We start from the raw sequence: 17258 nt of genomic DNA on the forward strand, positions 1-17258 counted from the left end.
CGCTACACCCCCACCCTCAGCTTAGCGGCAAAGGTATCCAGCAGTTGGATCAGGTCGGGGATGCTCTCCAGGTTTAAGGTATGGCCAATGTGCGGTAGAATTTCCAGCTCGGCGTGCGGCAGCGCTTGGTACATGGCCTGCCCCATCTCCACCGTGCACAGCGGATCCTCGTCGCCATGCACCACCAGCACCGGCACCTGCACCTTCTTCAACTCCTCCAGGTAATTGCCGCTTTCCTTGGTGGCTTGCGTCAGCTTCAAGATATTATCGGGCGTAGGGCTTTGGTTGGCTTTGGCGTTTTTGAGGTTCTCTATCGTGATGATCGGGTTGAGGAAATAGCTGCGGCCGAGCACGGTGGGCAGCATCACGTCCAGCATCAGCGGATAGCCTCCGGCTTTCAAAGCCGCCTCCCAGCTATAGCCGATGGCATCGAAATACGCATCCTTATACGGAAAAGTAGACAGCAGCGCCCCCGCCTGCGCCAGCTCCGGGTGGTTTACCAGAAAACGCTGCGCCACAGCTCCGCCGTACGATATGCCCACCACCATGGTGTCTGGCAGGTCCAGTGTTCTCAACAAATCCGCCAGGTCGGCGGCATGGCCCTCGAAGCTTCGGTGCGCTGGTGCCGCATCACTCTGCCCCTGAAATAGGAGGTCTACCAGCACCAGCCTGTACTTCTTGCCCAGCGCGTGCACCAGCCCCGCCCAAGCCGCTGTGGACTGCGATAGCCCGTTGAGGAAAACCATGGCCTGCGGTGCTTCTGGGTTGCCGTGCAGTTCGTAGTAAAGTTGTAGTCCGTCGGGTAAGGTATGCTTCATGGCGCTCTTCTTTTCTGATGCTTTGGTAGCTAACGAATATAGCGGAAATTGCGGAAAAGTGAAAGCAGGAATCAATCCCTGGAAAACCACCGAATACCCAAGCCGCTAGTGCATCAGCGCCGACTTGATCATGATGAACTCGTTGATGTTATCGGTGTTGATAACGCCGGCCAGGCGGCCGTTTTCGAGCACGGGGTAAAGCGGCACGCGTGTCTTCTGCAGTTCGGTGTAGGCGTCGGAGAGTTTGTCGTGCACGCTAAAGGTCTTCACATCCCCCGACATGATCTTGGCCACGGGTGTCTCCATCTGCTCTTCTTTTACCGCCTGTATCAGTTGGGAGCGTGTCAGCGTTCCTACTACCGCGCCATCCTCCTCCACAATAAACTCGTGCTCTGAGCCGGTAAGCAGCTTGTTAAGCGCACCTCGTACGGAGTCGGTTGGAGCCAGCGTCACGAAGTTGGTCATCATGCCCTCACGCACGCTGTGGCCGCGCAGGAAATCCAGGTGCTGCACCACAATGTTTTCGGAGTATGCGCCGAAAAACACAAACGCCCCGATCAGGATAAGAAAAGGATTGTAGAAGAGGCCGATGAACACAAAGAAGATGGCCAGCAATTGCCCCAGGTTGGCCGCAATCTGCGTGGCCCGCACGCGCCCCAGCTTAAAAGCCAGCAGCGCCCGCAGTACCCGCCCGCCATCCATGGGGAAGGCCGGTATGGCATTGAATACCACCAGCACCACGTTCACAAACAGCAGCAGGTAAAGGAAATTTGCCGGTGTGATGCGCAGGAAGAACTCCTCGGATGGTGCGGTTGGCAGCGATGGCAGCACCAGCCAAAGTATAAGCGCGATCACCACATTCACCGCCGGGCCGGCCAGGGCTACCAAAAGCTCCTGTTTCGGTTTTTCCGGCATCTTCTCCAGGCTGGCCACGCCGCCAATAGGCAGCAGTGTAATCATCTTGGTGCTGATGCCGTAACGCTTGGCCGTGAGGGCATGGCCGAGCTCGTGCAGCACCACGCAGAAGAAGACAGCCAGTATAAATCCGATCGCCAGTAAAATAGTCGGGGTGTCGCTGCCGCGCTGCGCCTCGGTAAAAGCCACCCATCCCAACAAGAGCACAAAGGTCCAGTGCACCAGTATTTTTATGCCTGCAATCCTGCCTAGGTTCAGCGACCACTTCATGTGCTTTAAGCTTTAGGGTTCAGTGAATTAACGCATGGCACCAGCTTTATGTTTACGCACCCGTACAACCGCAGAAGATAGCCGCGCATAAAGTATAGGCGGCCGTGTGGGTAATGTTTTTGAACTTTATCCTAGCTTTAGCGGGCGCAGCACGTAAAGGTCGCACAGGGTTTTGGCGAAGGGGGCCACGTGCTACAACGTATAAATCTGAAGAGATATGGCTAATGTAAGTGATAGAGGATTGGAGCGGGAGCTGCAGTTTCAGGCGTCGCGGAGTGGCGGGGCCGGCGGGCAGAACGTGAACAAGGTAAACACCAAGATGGAGCTGCGGTTTCATGTGGAAAGCTCGGAGCTGCTGACCGAGGAGGAGAAGGCGCTGGTGCAGGCGAAGCTGGGCAGCCGCATCAACAGCGAAGGCTATCTGCAGGTGGTGTGCCAGACCGAGCGCAGCCAGCTGCAGAACAAGGAGCTGTGCGTGCAGCGGTTTTATGAGCTGCTGCGGCAGGCGTTTACGCGGCAGAAGAAGCGCAAGGCCACCAAGCCCACCCGCTCCAGTGTGCGCCGCCGGCTGGAGGGCAAGAAAAAGCAGGCGGAGAAAAAAGCGAACCGCGGCTTCCGGGGCGACTACTAAGTATAAAAGAAAAGCAGGCGGCACTGTAGAGGTGCCGCCTGCTTTATAGTATCATCACTCAAAATATATTTACTCAGTGCCTGCGGCGGAGGCAGCATTCGCGCTGTTGCCTTTCAGGTAGGTGTCCAGGAACGTGAGGATGGCACTGTAGCCTTCTATCTGGTTTTCCTTCTTCACAAAGCCATGCCCCTCGTCGTCGAACACCACATACTCCACGGGCACGTTGTTCTTCTTCACGGCGGCCACAATCTCATCCGACTCCACCTTCAGCACGCGCGGGTCGTTGGCCCCCTGCAGCACCATCAGCGGCTTCTTGATCTGGTGGGCGAAGAACAGCGGCGATTTGTTATAAAGGGCGGCTGAGTCTGTCTCCGGGTTGCCCATTTCCTTATACAGCGCCTCCCTAAACGACTCCCAGTACGGCGGTATGCTCTGCAGCGTGCGCAGCCAGTTGGCCACCCCGAACAGGTTCACGCCCACGGCAAACTCATCCGGCGTAAAGGCCAGGCCCGCCAGCACCATGTAGCCGCCGTAGCTGCCGCCCATAATACCGATCTTTTCCTCGTCCACATAGCCTGTCTCGGCCAGATATTTCTTTGCCTCTATGCAGTCTTTCAGGTCCACGTCGCCGTGCTTCTGGTCATCGGCCGCGAAGAAGGTTTTGCCGTAGCCGGAGCTGCCGCGGTTGTTCACCGCCAGCACCGCGTAGCCGTGGTTCACCAGGTACTGCATCAGCGGGCTATAGTTCAGGCGCGTTTGCCCGCCCGGGCCGCCGTGTATCCAGAGTACGGCCGGCACTTTGTTGTCTGCGCTGGCGTTCTTGGGCTTCATCAGCAGGGCAGGTATCTCCAGTCCGTCATAGGATTTGTAGCGGATCACCTCCGTTTTCACCAGGTCATCCTGGTTTATCTCCGGGTTCATGGTGTTGGTTAGCTGGGTTGTCTTGTTGCTGCGGAAATCGTGCACGTACAGGTTGCTCGAAGAGGTAGGGCTGTTCACGTAAAACGCCATCAGGTTCTCGTCATCCGAGAAGTTTACGCCGGTTATGTCGCCGGCAGGCACCTCCGGCAGCTGTACCTGCTCCCCGGTGGCGGTGTTATATACTTTTACCTCGGTACGGGCATCGTTGTTGATAGAGGTTACCCTATACTTCCCGTCGCGCGAGAAGTAAGTATACTGGATGTCCCAATCAGCCTTTTCCACGTCGGAAATTTTGCCAGTGGCCACATCGTAGCTTTTCAGCTCCATAAACTCGCCGCCCTCGTCTGTCAGAAAGTAAAGTTGCCTGTTGTCCGGCGTAAAGGTTTCCGGGGTGTATTGAATGTCCTCGGTGTGATCGGTCAGTTTCTTCAGCTGCTTGGTGTCGGTGTTGAACAGGTACATGTCGCTGCTGTTGGTGTTAATGCTTTTCACCAGCGCCAGGTGCTTTTTATCACGGGAGATAGCCGCCACATCAAAGCCCTGCTCGTTCTGCATCACCAGCTTAGGCGAGAGCGTCTGCAGGTCCATCTCATACAGGTCGAAGTAACGCGGGTCGCGCTTGTTGGAGAGGAAGAAGAAGCTGTTCTGGTCGTGGCTCCAGCCGGCAAAGGCTGCTTTGGCCTTGGGCTCCGGCGTCAGGTCTTTGGTGGTGCCGTCGGTGTTGCGCACGTACAGGTGCGTAATCTCGTCGCCGCCCTTGTCGCTGGAGTATAAAATACGCTCGTCTTTCGGAAAGTAAGATATCACAAACACCGAATTGTCCGTTGAGTTGGTGAGCTGGCGCGGCTCACCGCCTGTTATAGGCACCTCAAAGGCATTGTACACGCCGGTCTGGTTGCTCGAGTAGAGAATCTTGGAGTTATCCGGTGCGAAGTCGCTGCCCGTGATGGAGGTGGTGTTCATGAACTGCTCGATGGTGTAGGTCTGCACCACCGGTTCAGTTGTTTGGTTATCGCCGGATGAGGTGTTCTGGCACCCGGCAAGCAGCGTGGCAGCGGCAAAGGCAGCAGGTGCCCAGGCAAGGATTTTTTTCATGTTTTATAGTTTTAAGGTGCGGTAAGAGCAGGTTAAGCTACTGAAATCCAGCTAAAAAACAAACAGGTGCTGGCGCAGGAGCAGAAAAATGGCGTGTCTGCCTTGTCGGGTTTATACTTTATCTTTGGGCCGCTGCTGCCTTAGGTAAGGTATTTGCAGCAACAGCATCAGAATTTTTCACCCTTGTATATGATGAAGAGATTACTCTTGTTGATGGTTTTGGTGGGCGGGCTAAGCGTGGCCGCCCAGGCGCAGAAGTATAGAACAGCGGCCGGCGTGCGCCTGGAGAGCGACCGTTTTGGCGTGAGCGTGCAACAGAAGCTGCACGAGAAAGGTACCCTGGAGGGCATTGTGCAGGTGGGGTCGCGCGAGTACAGCGGCACAGTGCTGTACGAGTGGCACCGCCCCATCCTGGGTAAGCGCTTTAACTACTACCTGGGCGCTGGCGGTCACATTGGCAACCTGAAAGACAGCGGCGTGTATACCGGTGTAGACGGCATCCTGGGGATAGAGTATAAGGTAAACGGCTTGCCGTTCCTGCTCTCTGCCGACGTAAAGCCGGCCGTGCACATCAACCACGACGACTGGGTGCACCTCTCCTCCGGCGTATCTATACGCTATGTTATCGTGAAGGAGAAAAAGGAGAAAAAAAGGCTGTGGCCGTTTGGCAAGCAGAACGATGACGACGACCGCCGGAAGAAGAACCGCAAGCAGGAGGAGCCGCAGCAGCCCCGCATCCTGGATATCTTCAAGAAAAAGGACAACTAGTGGCCTGCCGCTCTACCTTTAGCGACTGTCGGTTGGTAACGCATACTTCGAAAAGGTAAGGAGGACCAGAGACCTCAGCCTACGGTTTGCGTATAGGCTGAGGCTGGTGCATCGGTAGTAGTGGCAAGCAGCTGCTGGCGCGCAGCCACCTGCGCAGGGCAATCAGTGGTAGGCCTGGCATCTCGCAGTATGTCTTTTCCGGCCAGGTAGAGGCTCAGGATTGCGGCCGCGATCAGGAATAGAATTTTCATAGTCTTACTTTTTTAGCTGTTGCGTTACAACTTAGGCGCGGTTGGCCACAACCTCTACAACAGGCAGCAAGTTAGGGTACGACTTGTACTGGTTCAGCTCCAGGCGCTCACTGATTTCTTTTGTTTCGCTGGCAGACTTCTTAATGGTGGCGCCAATGGCCAGCAGGAATGCGAAGATTAGGATTACGATTTTCATGGTTTTATTTTGCTTTTGATAGGTTAAGGACGTGGTTAAATGGTGGTTAAAAGCGCTACCTTACTTAAGGGCCGGGGCAGTAATCTCTACCACAGGCAACAGGTTAGGGTAGTTTCGGTACTCGTTCAGCTCCAGGCGGTTTTTAACCTGCTCCATCTCTTTGGCTGATTGTTTGATTGTGGCTCCCATGCCAGTCATTAATGCGAGGATTACGATCACGATTTTCATAGTAGTAGGTATTAATTGGTTTTCGATTTCTTTATGTTTCTGTCTTAATAGATAGCGACTTAGGGCTTATGGTTGCTTGGGGCGCTATAAATTTTTTTATTTCTGATTGGGATATTACACTTTGTGTGCCAAACTGCATAAGTGATTGATTTACAGCATCATACTAGCATAATTGCCTGATATATCGGGAAAAAACTGTCCGGTGCCGAACACTTTGCTGTACGCCACCGGACAGTTTTTTTGCCGCTGCTGCAGCCCTTAAAATTTATTTATCAGCAGCTAAGACTGGAGCTGTTGTTGATGGGATAGGTTGTGCCGCCTGAGCAGGGGCTAAACGTGCTGCGTGGCAGGCACAGCCACGTGTGGCAGCAACAAAAAGAAGCTTTAAAACATGTGGGGCGGGTGAGGGTTGTTATGATGGTTTGTGCTGGCAACCAGTGATATATTCTTTGAGGGCCTGCACAGATCAACCTCCTCCTGATTTTTATAGTATAAGAAATCAATTTAAGCGTAAAAGCATCTATGGAACCAGTAAAAGGAACACTGATAGCGCTGGGTGGTGGCGATGACGATGGCCTGATTAAGCTTATCCGCTCCGAAATTTGTGCCATCACCTCGCACATTGAAGTAATTGCGAGCGCCACGCCTGAAGCTTCTAACGCTGTGAAGTCTGGCAATGCCTACAAAGAGGCCTTTGAGGAGCTAGGTTGCGCCAATGCCTACTTCATGCGCATCGATGAAGAGAACCCTGCCGATACGCCTGAGTACCTGGAGCGCATCAGTAGGGCAGACGTGGTGTTCTTTACCGGCGGTGATCAGGTTCGTTTAGCCAACTTTCTGAACGGTACCGAGCTGTTGCGCCTGATGCGCCAACGCTACCAAACCGACAACATCATTATCTCCGGCACCAGCGCCGGGGCTGCCATCATGTCCAACCGCATGATTTACGACGGCTACGGGCATTATTCGCTCATCAAAGGCGAGATGAAAACCACCCAGGGCTGCTCGTTCATCAAGAAAGTATACATCGACACACACTTTGCAGAACGCGGACGCTTCGGCAGGCTGGCGCATGCCGTGGCGCACGACCCGGAATACGTCGGCATTGGGTTAAGTGAGGAAACGGGCATCATTATTAAAAACGGGGACCAGGTGGAAGTTTTTGGGCCGGGCGTGGTCACCGTGATTGATGCCAGTGAGATCCGTTTCTCCAATACCCGCGAGGTAGAAGAGAATGAGCCTATTGCCGTAGAGAACCTGAAGATGCACTTGCTCGTGCACGGTTACCGCTACTGCCTCCGGGAACACCTCTTCCAGTCGGTGCCGCAGGAGCCAAGCCAAGCGGTGGTATAACGTGGCAAGACTAACCAGCAGGCTTCTGGCTGAGGGCCGGCACTAACAGTAAAGTCTCTGACGCCACTGGCCCGCAAACCCATGTGTAGCCCCATCAGGAGCGGGAACGCCATACAACAAGTGTGGGTTAGCTTTAACTCCTCCACTCCCAGCCTCTCTAACGCCTAAACTCCATTCACTTCCTGTTCTCCTGCTGCAGTTCCATGTTAATGGCTACACCGGCTTTGGCGCCTTCGGCGGCAGCCACTACCACCATTTGCATGTCGCGGGCGGCATCTCCGGCTACGAAGAGGCCAGGAATGTTGGAGTGTTGCAGCCTTCTGGTCTTGATAACGCCATCGCTCGTGAACTCGCAGCCCAGCTGCTCGCCAAGGTCTGATTGCTGCTCTGTGCCAAGGGAGAAGAACATAGCCTGTTGCGGGCGCTTCTCTCCATTAGCCAGCACAATGTATTGCAGCATACCGTCTTCGCCCTCCAGCCGGTCGATTTTCTCCCGTTCAACTTTAACCTCATTGCGTTTTAGCAGTTCCACATCCTCCTGCCGCAGGCCATCAATGCCGTCAGTATAAAGGGTAACGTCTGCGCTCCAGTTCTTCATGGCCAGCGCCTGCCCCACTCCGTGGTGCTCGGCTCCGCCGTACACGGCAATCGCTTTGTCGCGGCTTTCCCAGCCATCGCAGTAAGGGCAGTGGTGAATGCTTTTGCCGTACATCTCCTCCACTCCTTCCAGCTCGGGCAAGGTGTCCTTCAGGCCGGTGGCCAGCAGTAGTTTGCGCGAGCGGTATACTTTGCCTTCCACATCGTTTACCACAAACTCGCCCTTGGTATAGGTGGCACTCTCCACCGCCTTGTCGATCAACTCTACTTCATACTTTGCCAGCTCGGCACGGCCCTTCTGTATAAACTCGCGTGGGTTCATGCCATCGCTCGTCAAGAAGCCGTTCATGTTGTTTGCCCAGCGGTTGCGGGGCTTGCCGCTGTCAAAAACAACTACTTTACGGCGCGAGCGGCCCAGTAGCATGGCGGCATTCAGGCCTGCAGGCCCTCCGCCAATAATTATCACATCGTACATCTCGTTCGCTTTCAGTTCAGGAGTTTTTTAACGCAAGGCAGCCAAATAAGATAGCGCTTAAGAAAGGATAATCTTATACTTTACCGCTGAGCCACTTGCATGGGCGCATACGTGTGCTCCCATGTTCATGTGATGACATGCAACATGGCCAATGCGCGGCCATTACAGGTTAGCAGCTCCCGCTGCAACAGGGGAAAACCGCCCTAACAGGCTGCTCAGACAGATAACGAAATCGTTTGCACTAGTTTTTCGACCCATCCGGAAAAATATTTGAAAAAGTATTGTGAGGCGGTGGAATAAGCATATATTTGTTTAGAGCAATTATCACCCTACAATAAATAAATTAGACTTTATGAAAAGCAGAATTCTAGCCCTACTTGGTGGCACGCTTCTCTCTGCGTCGGCTATGGCTGGGGGGTATCAGGTAAACCTGGCCAGCCAACGACAGATAGGTATGGGCCACACCGGTACTGGCCTCCAGACGGGTACGTCCAGCATCTTCTTTAACCCGGGAGCCATGAGCCACATGCGCGAAAACGGGGTGACAATAGGAGCCAGTGCCCTTTTCTCTAAAATTGCTTATTCAGCTCCAGAGAGCAATGAGGTTACTGCCAGAACCGATAACCCTGTGGGTACCCCTTTCCAGGTTTACGCCGTGTACAAGATTAACGACAAACTGGCTGCCGGACTGGGCGTGTACACGCCTTTTGGCAGCACAGCCAAGTGGGGTCAGGAATGGAGCGGCCGCTTTGGACTGGAAGAGCTGTCGCTTTCAGCTATCTACTTCCAGCCTACCTTAAGCTACGCTATCACAGACAAGATTGGCATTGGCGCCGGTCTTACTTATGTTAAAGGCAAAGTAAACCTGCAACGTGGTATTCCAGTGCAGGATGAGGCGGGTAACTATGGCCGTGCTGAGCTCGATGGTGACGGAACAAGCGTTGGGTACAACTTAGGTCTCTACTTTAAACCATCCGAAAAGCTGTCTTTGGGCATTAACTACCGCTCTCAGGTAGACGTGGATGTGGAAGAAGGCGATGCTACCTTTACTGTGGCTTCATCGCTTAAGTCACGCTTCCCGGATACAAAGTTTGCGGCTTCGCTGCCACTGCCGGCCACCCTGTCTCTTGGTATTGGCTTTATGCCAACAGAGGCCCTGACTATTGCCGTAGACGTGAACCGCGTGGAGTGGAGCGCCTACAAGAGCCTGCGCTTTGACTACCAGGATGCAGTGAACGGCAGCAACTTTACAGAGAATGCTCGCAACTACGAGGATGCCTACATATACCGTATCGGCGCAGAGTATAAAGCTACAGACGCTCTTGCTTTACGTGCCGGTGCCTATTACGACAGCTCTCCTGTACAGGACGGCTACCTGACGCCAGAGACTCCAGATTCAGATGCACGTGGCTTATCTGTAGGTTTAGGTTACAGTGTTTCTGATAACATCAAACTGGACGCATCTTTCTTGTACATCAATAAAAAAGAGCGTACCGATGCCTCTGATAAATCAGGTGGCATTGGCGGTACTTATAAGGCGGTGGCATATATCCCTGGTCTTGCTTTAACTTATAATTTCTAGTTCTAGACGAGTATGAAAAACTTAATTTATAAAACCGGTGCGCTGGCCTTTCTTGCCACTGCGCTACTTACTAGCTGCGAGCCTGAGATTGACACACCTTCGTCAAGCGCGGGCACGGCGGACTTTAGTTCTTATGTTGCTGTGGGCAATTCTCTTAGCGCCGGATATGCCGATAACGGCTTAACACTTCCGGGGCAACAGGCCTCTCTGCCTGCCATTCTGGCCCGCCAGTTTGAAAAAGTTGGCGGCGGCGAGTTTGAGCAGCCGCTCTTCCCTGAAGATAAGCCGAACGGCTCCGGCTATCTAAAACTAGCGGGCTTTACGCCACAAGGCCAGCCAATTACACAGCCAGTTACAAGTGATTTGGCAGTGCGTGGGCAAAACGAGGCTGGTGCCCCTCTCTATACCAAGTATACTGACAACGTCAACAACCTGGCTATCCCTGGCATCAAAACCGCTGACATCAAAACAGTGGGGTACGGCAGCACGCAAGGCAACTCATACTTTGAGCGTTTGACAGACAACCCTGGCCAAACTTACCTGCAGTATGTGCAGGCACAGGCGCAGGCGGCTAACCATACGTTCTTTAGTGTATGGATGGCAGAGAACGATGTGCTGGGGTATGCTACCTCCGGTGGCGCCTTCGAGACTGATAACAGATATAAGATTACGCCAGTTGCTGATTTTGATGCCAATTTCGATGAGCTGCTGGACGTGCTTACCGCCGACAACCAGAAAGGCGTTTTGATAACGGTGCCGGATGTTACCTCTGTTCCCTTCTTCACAACCCTGGGCCCGTCTATCAAACAGGTGCTGGATACAAATGGTATCCCGGGTATGGTGGCGCTTACAGGCTCAGGCAGAGACCGTACGCAAATTGCCGCCGCGCAGATCGGTGCTGCCGAGAATGGGGTCTATTTCCCACTTACAGCTTCTGCGTATGCAGGCCTTATCGGCCAGCGGACGGGCAAATACTGGAGAGACCTAGCAAGGCAGTTAAGCCCGAGTCAAAGCGAGGTGGTGGTGAACCTGACGCTAACGAATATCCTGGCTAACTATGCTATCGACACGACTGCCATGTTTGGCCTGTCAATGGGCAACCCGCTGCCAAGTGCGCTTGTGCTGGACTTAACGGAGCAGGCTAAGATCAAAGCGGCAACAGAAGCATACAACCAGATCATCAAGGCGCAGGCTACAGCGCGTGACTTGGCTTTGTTCGACGCGAACGCATACTTTAAGTCTATAAGAGGAGGCTTTGCCGTTAACAACGTGGGTTATTCTCCTGCCTTCATTACCGGTAACCTGTTTTCACTGGACGGCATTCACCCAACACCGAGGGGCTACGCCGTTGTAGCTAACGAGGTAATCGACGCGATTAATGCAAAGTATAATGCCAACGTGCCAAAGACTGATATCTCACAGTACGACGCCGTACTTTTCCCAGGCCGACAGTAACAGGCTAGCGAAAGTATAAGCCAACAAAAAAGCACCTCCGCAAGAGGTGCTTTTTTGCTTATGTCTGAATCTCTAGATTAGAGGCTGCCCCAGGAATTTGCTACGACCTCACAGTGCCTTCCAGGCGTGTGAATGTTTTGCCGGCAGCCCTGGTACGGTAAGCGCAGACGCTCACAGGTTTTAAAAACACTGTGAGCGTCTTTAGTTGAGCCTTAATGCGCTTCCAGCCAGTTGTCGCCTACGCCCAAGCCTACCTCCATGGGCACGCTCAGTGGCAGGGCATTAGTCATCAGTTCCACAATCTTTGGCGTGATGATCTCTATCTCCTCTTTTGGCGCGTCGAACAGCAGTTCGTCGTGCACCTGAAGGATCATGCGGGTCTGCAGCTTTTCCTGGCGCAGGTAGTCATGTATGTTAATCATCGCGATCTTGATGATGTCGGCGGCCGTTCCCTGGATAGGGGCGTTGATGGCGTTGCGCTCGGCAAAGGCACGAATGGTTTGGTTACGCGAGTTAATGTCGCGCAGGTAGCGGCGGCGGCCCAGCAGCGTTTCGGCATATTCCAGCTCGCGGGCCTTTTCGATGGTGGTGTCCATATACTCCTTCACCGCCGGAAACTCCTGAAAGTAAGCTTCGATGATGTCGGCAGCCTCGCGGCGCGGTATGCCCAGGCGCTCCGCCAGACCAAAGGCCGAAATGCCGTAGATGATACCGAAGTTCACCGTCTTGGCCTTGCGGCGCATCTCGCTGTCCACCTGCTCCAGTGGCACATGAAACACCTTGCTGGCCGTGGAGGCGTGAATGTCTAGCCCGTTCTTAAAGGCTTCCTTCATGGTTGGGTCACCGCTGAAATCAGCCATGATGCGCAGCTCTATCTGCGAGTAGTCGGCAGAGATGATCTGGTGCTTTTTATCGCGGGCCACAAAAGCCTTCCGGATCTCACGCCCACGCTCCGTCCGGATCGGGATGTTCTGCAGGTTGGGGTTGGTTGAGCTGAGGCGACCGGTAGCGGTAACAGCTTGGTTAAAGGAAGTATGCACGCGGCTGTCCAGCTCGCACACCAGCTGCGGCAGCGCATCAATGTAAGTTGATTTCAACTTCGTGAGCTGGCGGTGGTCAAGTATAAGCCGCACGATCTCGTGCTCCGGCGCCAGCTTGATCAGGATCTCCTCGCCGGTGGCGTACTGGCCAGTCTTGGTTTTCTTTATTTTGGCTTTGCCGTGCAGCTCCAGCTTATCGAACAGGATCTCGCCGAGTTGTTTTGGTGAGCCGATGTTAAACTGCTCGCCGGCAATTTCGAAAATACGCTTCTCGATGTTGATGATCTCGCTCTCCAGCTGCGTAGAAAAGTCAGCCAGGGCGTCGGTGTCGATGCTGATGCCTTCTTTCTCGACATCGGCCAGCACTTGCACCAGCGGGTTCTCGATGTCGCGGAACAGCTTCATCAACCCCTGCTCCTGCAGCAGCGGCTCAAAGTATAACTTCAGGCGCAGCGTGATGTCGGCATCCTCGCAGGCATAGTCCTTCACCTCCTCCGGCTCCAGGTCGGCCATGGTTTTCTGGTTCTTGCCTTTCGGCCCGATCAGGTCGGTGATAGGAACCGGGCTGTAGTTAAGGTAGGTTTCAGCCAGCACGTCCATGTTGTGGCGCATTTCAGGCTCCAGCAGGTAGTGTGCCAGCATGGTGTCGAACAGCGGGCCCTGCACCTCTACATTATACTTCTTCAGCACCAGAATGTCATACTTGATGTTCTGGCCCACTTTGGCAATGTTCGGATTCTCCAGCACCGGCCGGAACTCGTCTAGTATACGTTGCGCCTCCTTTACATCATTATGCGGCAAGGGCACATAATAGGCCTCGCCGGGGCGGTAGCAGAATGACATGCCCACCAGCCGCGCCGTAATCGGGTCTATGCCTGTCGTCTCGGTATCCCAGGAAATCTCATCCTGCTTTAACAGGTACTGTAGCAGGCTCTGGCGCAGCTCTGGAGTGTTGATGAGGTGGTAGTCCTGCAGCGTGCTTTTTATACTTTGCATGGTGGCCGGTACCGCGTCTTCGGCTACCTCGGCCTCTGCCGCAGCGGCAGGGGCACCAAAAAGCGAGGTCTGGTTGGCGGCCACGGCTTTGCCTCTTCGGCCAGCCTTGGCGGCAGGCGCGGCGGCGGCCGTCTCGCCCAGGCTCTTGCCCAGCACGCGCTGCGTCAGCTGCCGGAACTCCAGTTCGGTGAACAGCTCTGCCACGCGCTCCTCGTTGGGGCCGTCGTAATGCAGGCCTTCCTCGCTGAACTCCACCGGCACATCGCAGTGGATGGTAGCGAGCTCTTTCGACATCAGCCCCTGGTCAGCGAATTTCTCCACGTTCTCTTTCTGCTTGCCCTTCAGTTGGTCGGTGTTGGCGAGCAGGTTCTCCACGGAGCCGAAGCGCTGGATCAGCGACTTGGCAGTTTTCTCACCAATGCCCGGTATGCCCGGAATGTTGTCCACGGCATCGCCCTGCAGACCAAGGATATCGATCACCTGCTCTACGCGCTCCACCTCCCACTTCTCCAGCACCTTCTGCACGTCCCATACTTCGATGGCGTTGCCCATAAAGGCGGGCTTGTAGAGGAAGATGTGGTCTGTCACCAACTGGCAGTAATCCTTGTCCGGCGTCATCATGTACACGTCAAAGCCTGCTTTCTCTGCCTTCTGCGCCATGGTGCCGATGATGTCGTCGGCCTCATAGCCGTCCATGATCAGCACCGGGATGTTAAAGGCCTCCACGATCTTCTTGCAATATGGTATGGCGATGGAGATATCCTCCGGCTGTGCCTGGCGGTTGGCTTTGTAGTCGGCAAAGTTGTCGTGGCGGAAGGTTTTGGCTGCCGAGTCGAAGGCGACGCCGATGTGCGTGGGCTGCTCCTTCTGCAGTACCTCTACCAGGGTGTTGGTAAAGCCAAGGGCCGCGCCGGTGTTCATGCCTTTAGAGTTGATGCGCGGGTTCTTGCTGAAGGCAAAGTGCGCGCGGTAGATCAATGCCAGGGCATCTAGCAGGAAAAGTTTCTTTCGTGGTTCGCTCATGGGGCTAATTTAGTCAATTTCGGGGTAATGCGCGGCAAGGCACCTGCACCAGCCCCGCGATTTATACTTTAACCGCAGCAACCGGGTTTAACTAGCCTGCCGCTGCCCCTGTTACGATACAGCCTGCGGGTGCTTTTCCTCATACTGTAGAAAATAGCAACAAATAAGCAAGTTTGAGTGAGAAAATATTTTTGCTATTTTATTGTTGATAATCAATGGTTTACCAGGTTTTTGGCTTTTTGGCACAGTTATCTCATATGGGAGTGCCAGAACAGAACAAAATTATAAACGGAACTAAACCATGAAAAAAGTAACTGTACTAGCGTTTGCCTTCGCGGCATTCGGACTTATATCAACTGAAGCAACAGCACAAACTCAAAATAACGCATCTACACAGCAACCGCCGCAGTCGGAGCAGGTGCAGCAGCAAGGGCAGCAAGATGCCAACAAGCAGCAAATAACGGAAGACGAATTGCCAGAAGGGGTAAAGCAGGCACTGCAGAACGAAGCCCTGAAAGAGTGGCAGGTGAGCGAAGTATACAAGGTAGCCCCTGAGGCGGCAGCCGGTGCTGAGGCCAAAGCCACCTATGAGATTTTCTTTACTAATGCTGAGCAGAAGAAAGCCGTTGCCCGTTTCGATGAGACTGGCAAGCCAGTAGCCAACGCTGCTTCAGCAGAGGCCACAGGCGAGGTAAAGGAATAAGCAGTTCACCTATTCATTCAAGAACTCCATTTTAGAGATAAGATATCATGAAAAAGTTTAGCATTTTAGCAGTAGCGCTTGCCTTTGCCGGCTTTTCAGCCCAGGCGCAGGAGGTAGCGAACGAAAATGCCCAGCAGCCTGTACAGCAGGAGCAGGCACAAGGTAACAAGCAGAAAGTAACTCCTGAGGAGCTACCGGATGCAGTGAAGCAGGCCATCGTTACAAGCGATGATTATCAAGGCTGGACCATGGGCGAGGCTTACAAGCTGCAGGGTGCCGAAGACGGAGCACCTGCTACCTATGAGGTACAGTTTATCAACGGTGAAGAGCAGCCGGTAGTGGTGCGCTTTGATGAGAACGGCAAGAAAATAGAAAGCTAGCCACCGGCACCTTAAATATAAACTACAGAACAGCCCCTGTTGCACAACAGGGGCTGTTCTGTTTTAAAGCCTCCGAAAAAGAAGTTATATTGGCGGAATAGCGGCCGGGTAGAACATAAAGCAGGTAAAAATCGTTACTTAGTAGCTTCCTGCATTCACCCGGCAGGTAAACACGGAGATCCCACTATGCCTACAATACTTCTGATTGATGACGATCCAGCTTTTTGCTTAATGCTGAGGGGCTTTCTGCAGCGCCAGCAGTATAAGGTAGAGACTGCCTACACCGCCAACGATGGGCTGCGTCAGCTGAAAAGCCAGGACTTCGACCTGATTCTGACAGACTTTCGACTGCCCGATAAGGACGGTTTGGAGCTGCTGACGCAGATACGCGTGCTGACCCAGGAGGTACCCGTTATCCTGATGACCACCTATGCCGACATCCGCACGGCGGTAAAAGCGATCAAGATGGGCGCTTTTGAGTACATCACCAAGCCTATCAACCCCGACGAAACACTGCTGGTTATAAAGAATGCCCTGAGCAAGAAGGCAGAGCCAAAGCAAGAGGCAGCCGCCTCCCCGACCGACAGCCTGCAATTTGTGCGCGGGCGTAGCGAGCAGGCCGAGAAGATTGAGGAGTTCATTACGCTGGTGGCCCCTACCAATCTGTCGGTGATTATAGAGGGAGAAAGCGGTACAGGCAAAGAGTATGTGGCCCGCATGATCCACCAGCAGAGCAAACGCCACAACAAGCCCTTTATAGCCATAGACTGTGGCGCCTTGTCCAAGGAGCTGGCGGGTAGTGAGCTGTTCGGCTATGTGAAGGGGGCCTTTACCGGGGCTCTGAAGGATAAGGAGGGCCAGTTTGAGGCTGCCGAAGGCGGCACATTGTTTCTGGATGAGATCGGTAACCTGCCCTACGAAGTACAGGTGAAGTTGCTGCGTGCCCTGCAGGAGCGCAAGGTGCGCAAACTTGGCAGCACCACCGACCAGGATGTGGACGTGCGCGTGCTGGCTGCCACGAACGAGGACCTGGTGCAGGCGGTATCTAACGGCCAGTTCCGCGAAGACCTGTACCATCGCCTGAACGAGTTCAAGATCAACATACCTGCCCTACGCGAGCGCGATGGCGATGTGGTGTTGTTTGCCGACCACTTTCTGCAGCAGGCAAACCGGGAGCTGGAGAAACAGGTGGAGGGGTTTGATGCCGCTGCCGAGGAGGCGCTGCTAAAGTATAGCTGGCCCGGCAACCTGCGAGAGCTCAAGAACGTGGTGAAGCGTGCCGTGCTTCTGGCCAAATCAGAGTTTGTGACGCTGCAGGAACTGCCGCACGAGATCGTAAGCTATACGCCTGCCCCACAGCAGCCAGCAGCCGTTAGCTATACTTCCGCCGCCGACCCAATGGAGACGGACCTGAAAAGTATAAACGAGCGTAACGAGCGGGAGATGATCCTGGCCATGCTGGAGCGCGTGAAGTATAACAAGTCTAAAGCGGCCCGCCTGCTGAACATCGACCGCAAAACACTCTACAACAAACTCAAGCTCTACAACATCGAGATATAAC

Annotated in this window: 16 protein-coding genes; 8 read left to right on the forward strand and 8 right to left on the reverse strand. The window is 54.0% G+C overall.

What is annotated here, in order from left to right; all coding sequences use genetic code 11:
• Positions 1-2: 2 nt before the first annotated feature.
• Together PXG97_RS14800 and PXG97_RS14805 are read right to left on the reverse strand one after the other, a co-directional pair.
• Entirely contained in the window at positions 3-818 is an 816-nt protein-coding gene (locus tag PXG97_RS14800; protein ID WP_276498555.1) for an alpha/beta fold hydrolase, read from the reverse strand.
• 105 nt (positions 819-923) lie between these two features.
• Positions 924-2003, reverse strand: coding sequence for a site-2 protease family protein (locus tag PXG97_RS14805; protein WP_276498556.1), 1080 nt, complete (start codon positions 2001-2003; stop codon positions 924-926).
• 217 nt (positions 2004-2220) lie between these two features.
• On the opposite strand from PXG97_RS14805, the gene arfB reads away from it, so the two are divergent.
• Positions 2221-2634, forward strand: a complete 414-nt coding sequence (gene arfB, locus PXG97_RS14810; RefSeq protein WP_276498557.1) for an alternative ribosome rescue aminoacyl-tRNA hydrolase ArfB — start codon at positions 2221-2223, stop codon at positions 2632-2634.
• Between the two features lie 69 nt (positions 2635-2703).
• On the opposite strand, the gene PXG97_RS14815 is transcribed toward arfB, so the two are convergent.
• A complete protein-coding gene (locus tag PXG97_RS14815) occupies positions 2704-4650 on the reverse strand; it encodes a S9 family peptidase (RefSeq protein WP_276498558.1) in 1947 nt (648 codons plus the stop codon).
• 189 nt (positions 4651-4839) lie between these two features.
• Between PXG97_RS14815 and PXG97_RS14820 the strand changes: the two genes are divergently transcribed.
• Entirely contained in the window at positions 4840-5418 is a 579-nt protein-coding gene (locus tag PXG97_RS14820) for a hypothetical protein (RefSeq protein WP_276498559.1), read from the forward strand.
• A gap of 74 nt (positions 5419-5492) precedes the next feature.
• Here PXG97_RS14820 and PXG97_RS14825 read toward each other — a convergent pair whose 3' ends face one another.
• The 3 genes from PXG97_RS14825 to PXG97_RS14835 are packed head-to-tail and all read right to left on the reverse strand — an operon-like array spanning position 5493 to position 6093.
• On the reverse strand, positions 5493-5669 hold the full coding sequence (locus PXG97_RS14825) for a hypothetical protein (RefSeq protein WP_276498560.1): 177 nt from the start codon (positions 5667-5669) through the stop codon (positions 5493-5495).
• Positions 5670-5700: 31 nt separating this feature from the next.
• Entirely contained in the window at positions 5701-5865 is a 165-nt protein-coding gene (locus PXG97_RS14830) for a hypothetical protein (protein WP_276498561.1), read from the reverse strand.
• Between the two features lie 60 nt (positions 5866-5925).
• Entirely contained in the window at positions 5926-6093 is a 168-nt protein-coding gene (locus PXG97_RS14835; RefSeq protein WP_276498562.1) for a hypothetical protein, read from the reverse strand.
• A 522-nt stretch (positions 6094-6615) separates the two neighbouring features.
• Here PXG97_RS14835 and PXG97_RS14840 point away from each other — a divergent pair.
• Positions 6616-7446 (forward strand): cyanophycinase, encoded by an 831-nt coding sequence (locus PXG97_RS14840; protein ID WP_276498563.1) that lies wholly within the window; start codon positions 6616-6618, stop codon positions 7444-7446.
• Between the two features lie 175 nt (positions 7447-7621).
• On the opposite strand, the gene PXG97_RS14845 is transcribed toward PXG97_RS14840, so the two are convergent.
• Entirely contained in the window at positions 7622-8518 is an 897-nt protein-coding gene (locus PXG97_RS14845; RefSeq protein ID WP_276498564.1) for an NAD(P)/FAD-dependent oxidoreductase, read from the reverse strand.
• A 352-nt stretch (positions 8519-8870) separates the two neighbouring features.
• Between PXG97_RS14845 and PXG97_RS14850 the strand changes: the two genes are divergently transcribed.
• Positions 8871-10100, forward strand: coding sequence for an OmpP1/FadL family transporter (locus PXG97_RS14850; RefSeq protein WP_276498565.1), 1230 nt, complete (start codon positions 8871-8873; stop codon positions 10098-10100).
• A gap of 12 nt (positions 10101-10112) precedes the next feature.
• Positions 10113-11555, forward strand: coding sequence for an SGNH/GDSL hydrolase family protein (locus tag PXG97_RS14855; RefSeq protein WP_276498566.1), 1443 nt, complete (start codon positions 10113-10115; stop codon positions 11553-11555).
• A 212-nt stretch (positions 11556-11767) separates the two neighbouring features.
• Here PXG97_RS14855 and polA read toward each other — a convergent pair whose 3' ends face one another.
• Positions 11768-14614, reverse strand: a complete 2847-nt coding sequence (gene polA, locus PXG97_RS14860) for a DNA polymerase I (protein WP_276498567.1) — start codon at positions 14612-14614, stop codon at positions 11768-11770.
• Positions 14615-14915: 301 nt separating this feature from the next.
• Between polA and PXG97_RS14865 the strand changes: the two genes are divergently transcribed.
• The 3 genes from PXG97_RS14865 to PXG97_RS14875 all read left to right on the forward strand — a co-directional run bounded on the left by PXG97_RS14865 (position 14916) and on the right by PXG97_RS14875 (position 17257).
• Positions 14916-15317: a hypothetical protein gene (locus PXG97_RS14865; RefSeq protein ID WP_276498568.1), complete on the forward strand. Its 402-nt coding sequence runs from the start codon at positions 14916-14918 to the stop codon at positions 15315-15317.
• A 47-nt stretch (positions 15318-15364) separates the two neighbouring features.
• Entirely contained in the window at positions 15365-15697 is a 333-nt protein-coding gene (locus tag PXG97_RS14870; RefSeq protein ID WP_276498569.1) for a hypothetical protein, read from the forward strand.
• Positions 15698-15883: 186 nt separating this feature from the next.
• The gene (locus tag PXG97_RS14875; protein WP_276498570.1) at positions 15884-17257 is read left to right on the forward strand and encodes a sigma-54-dependent transcriptional regulator; all 1374 of its coding nucleotides are present in this window, start codon (positions 15884-15886) and stop codon (positions 17255-17257) included.
• Position 17258: the final 1 nt, after the last annotated feature.

Origin of the sequence: Pontibacter litorisediminis (assembly GCF_029360645.1) — a bacterium.
Taxonomy (GTDB): Bacteria; Bacteroidota; Bacteroidia; order Cytophagales; family Hymenobacteraceae; genus Pontibacter; species Pontibacter litorisediminis.

What these genes read in the sequence shown, in the direction of transcription:
- PXG97_RS14800 (WP_276498555.1), bottom strand. Translation starts at nt 818, where the DNA reads ATGAAGCATACCTTACCCGACGGACTACAACTTTACTACGAACTGCAC.
- PXG97_RS14805 (WP_276498556.1), bottom strand. Translation starts at nt 2,003, where the DNA reads ATGAAGTGGTCGCTGAACCTAGGCAGGATTGCAGGCATAAAAATACTG.
- arfB (WP_276498557.1), top strand. Translation starts at nt 2,221, where the DNA reads ATGGCTAATGTAAGTGATAGAGGATTGGAGCGGGAGCTGCAGTTTCAG.
- PXG97_RS14815 (WP_276498558.1), bottom strand. Translation starts at nt 4,650, where the DNA reads ATGAAAAAAATCCTTGCCTGGGCACCTGCTGCCTTTGCCGCTGCCACG.
- PXG97_RS14820 (WP_276498559.1), top strand. Translation starts at nt 4,840, where the DNA reads ATGATGAAGAGATTACTCTTGTTGATGGTTTTGGTGGGCGGGCTAAGC.
- PXG97_RS14825 (WP_276498560.1), bottom strand. Translation starts at nt 5,669, where the DNA reads ATGAAAATTCTATTCCTGATCGCGGCCGCAATCCTGAGCCTCTACCTG.
- PXG97_RS14830 (WP_276498561.1), bottom strand. Translation starts at nt 5,865, where the DNA reads ATGAAAATCGTAATCCTAATCTTCGCATTCCTGCTGGCCATTGGCGCC.
- PXG97_RS14835 (WP_276498562.1), bottom strand. Translation starts at nt 6,093, where the DNA reads ATGAAAATCGTGATCGTAATCCTCGCATTAATGACTGGCATGGGAGCC.
- PXG97_RS14840 (WP_276498563.1), top strand. Translation starts at nt 6,616, where the DNA reads ATGGAACCAGTAAAAGGAACACTGATAGCGCTGGGTGGTGGCGATGAC.
- PXG97_RS14845 (WP_276498564.1), bottom strand. Translation starts at nt 8,518, where the DNA reads ATGTACGATGTGATAATTATTGGCGGAGGGCCTGCAGGCCTGAATGCC.
- PXG97_RS14850 (WP_276498565.1), top strand. Translation starts at nt 8,871, where the DNA reads ATGAAAAGCAGAATTCTAGCCCTACTTGGTGGCACGCTTCTCTCTGCG.
- PXG97_RS14855 (WP_276498566.1), top strand. Translation starts at nt 10,113, where the DNA reads ATGAAAAACTTAATTTATAAAACCGGTGCGCTGGCCTTTCTTGCCACT.
- polA (WP_276498567.1), bottom strand. Translation starts at nt 14,614, where the DNA reads ATGAGCGAACCACGAAAGAAACTTTTCCTGCTAGATGCCCTGGCATTG.
- PXG97_RS14865 (WP_276498568.1), top strand. Translation starts at nt 14,916, where the DNA reads ATGAAAAAAGTAACTGTACTAGCGTTTGCCTTCGCGGCATTCGGACTT.
- PXG97_RS14870 (WP_276498569.1), top strand. Translation starts at nt 15,365, where the DNA reads ATGAAAAAGTTTAGCATTTTAGCAGTAGCGCTTGCCTTTGCCGGCTTT.
- PXG97_RS14875 (WP_276498570.1), top strand. Translation starts at nt 15,884, where the DNA reads ATGCCTACAATACTTCTGATTGATGACGATCCAGCTTTTTGCTTAATG.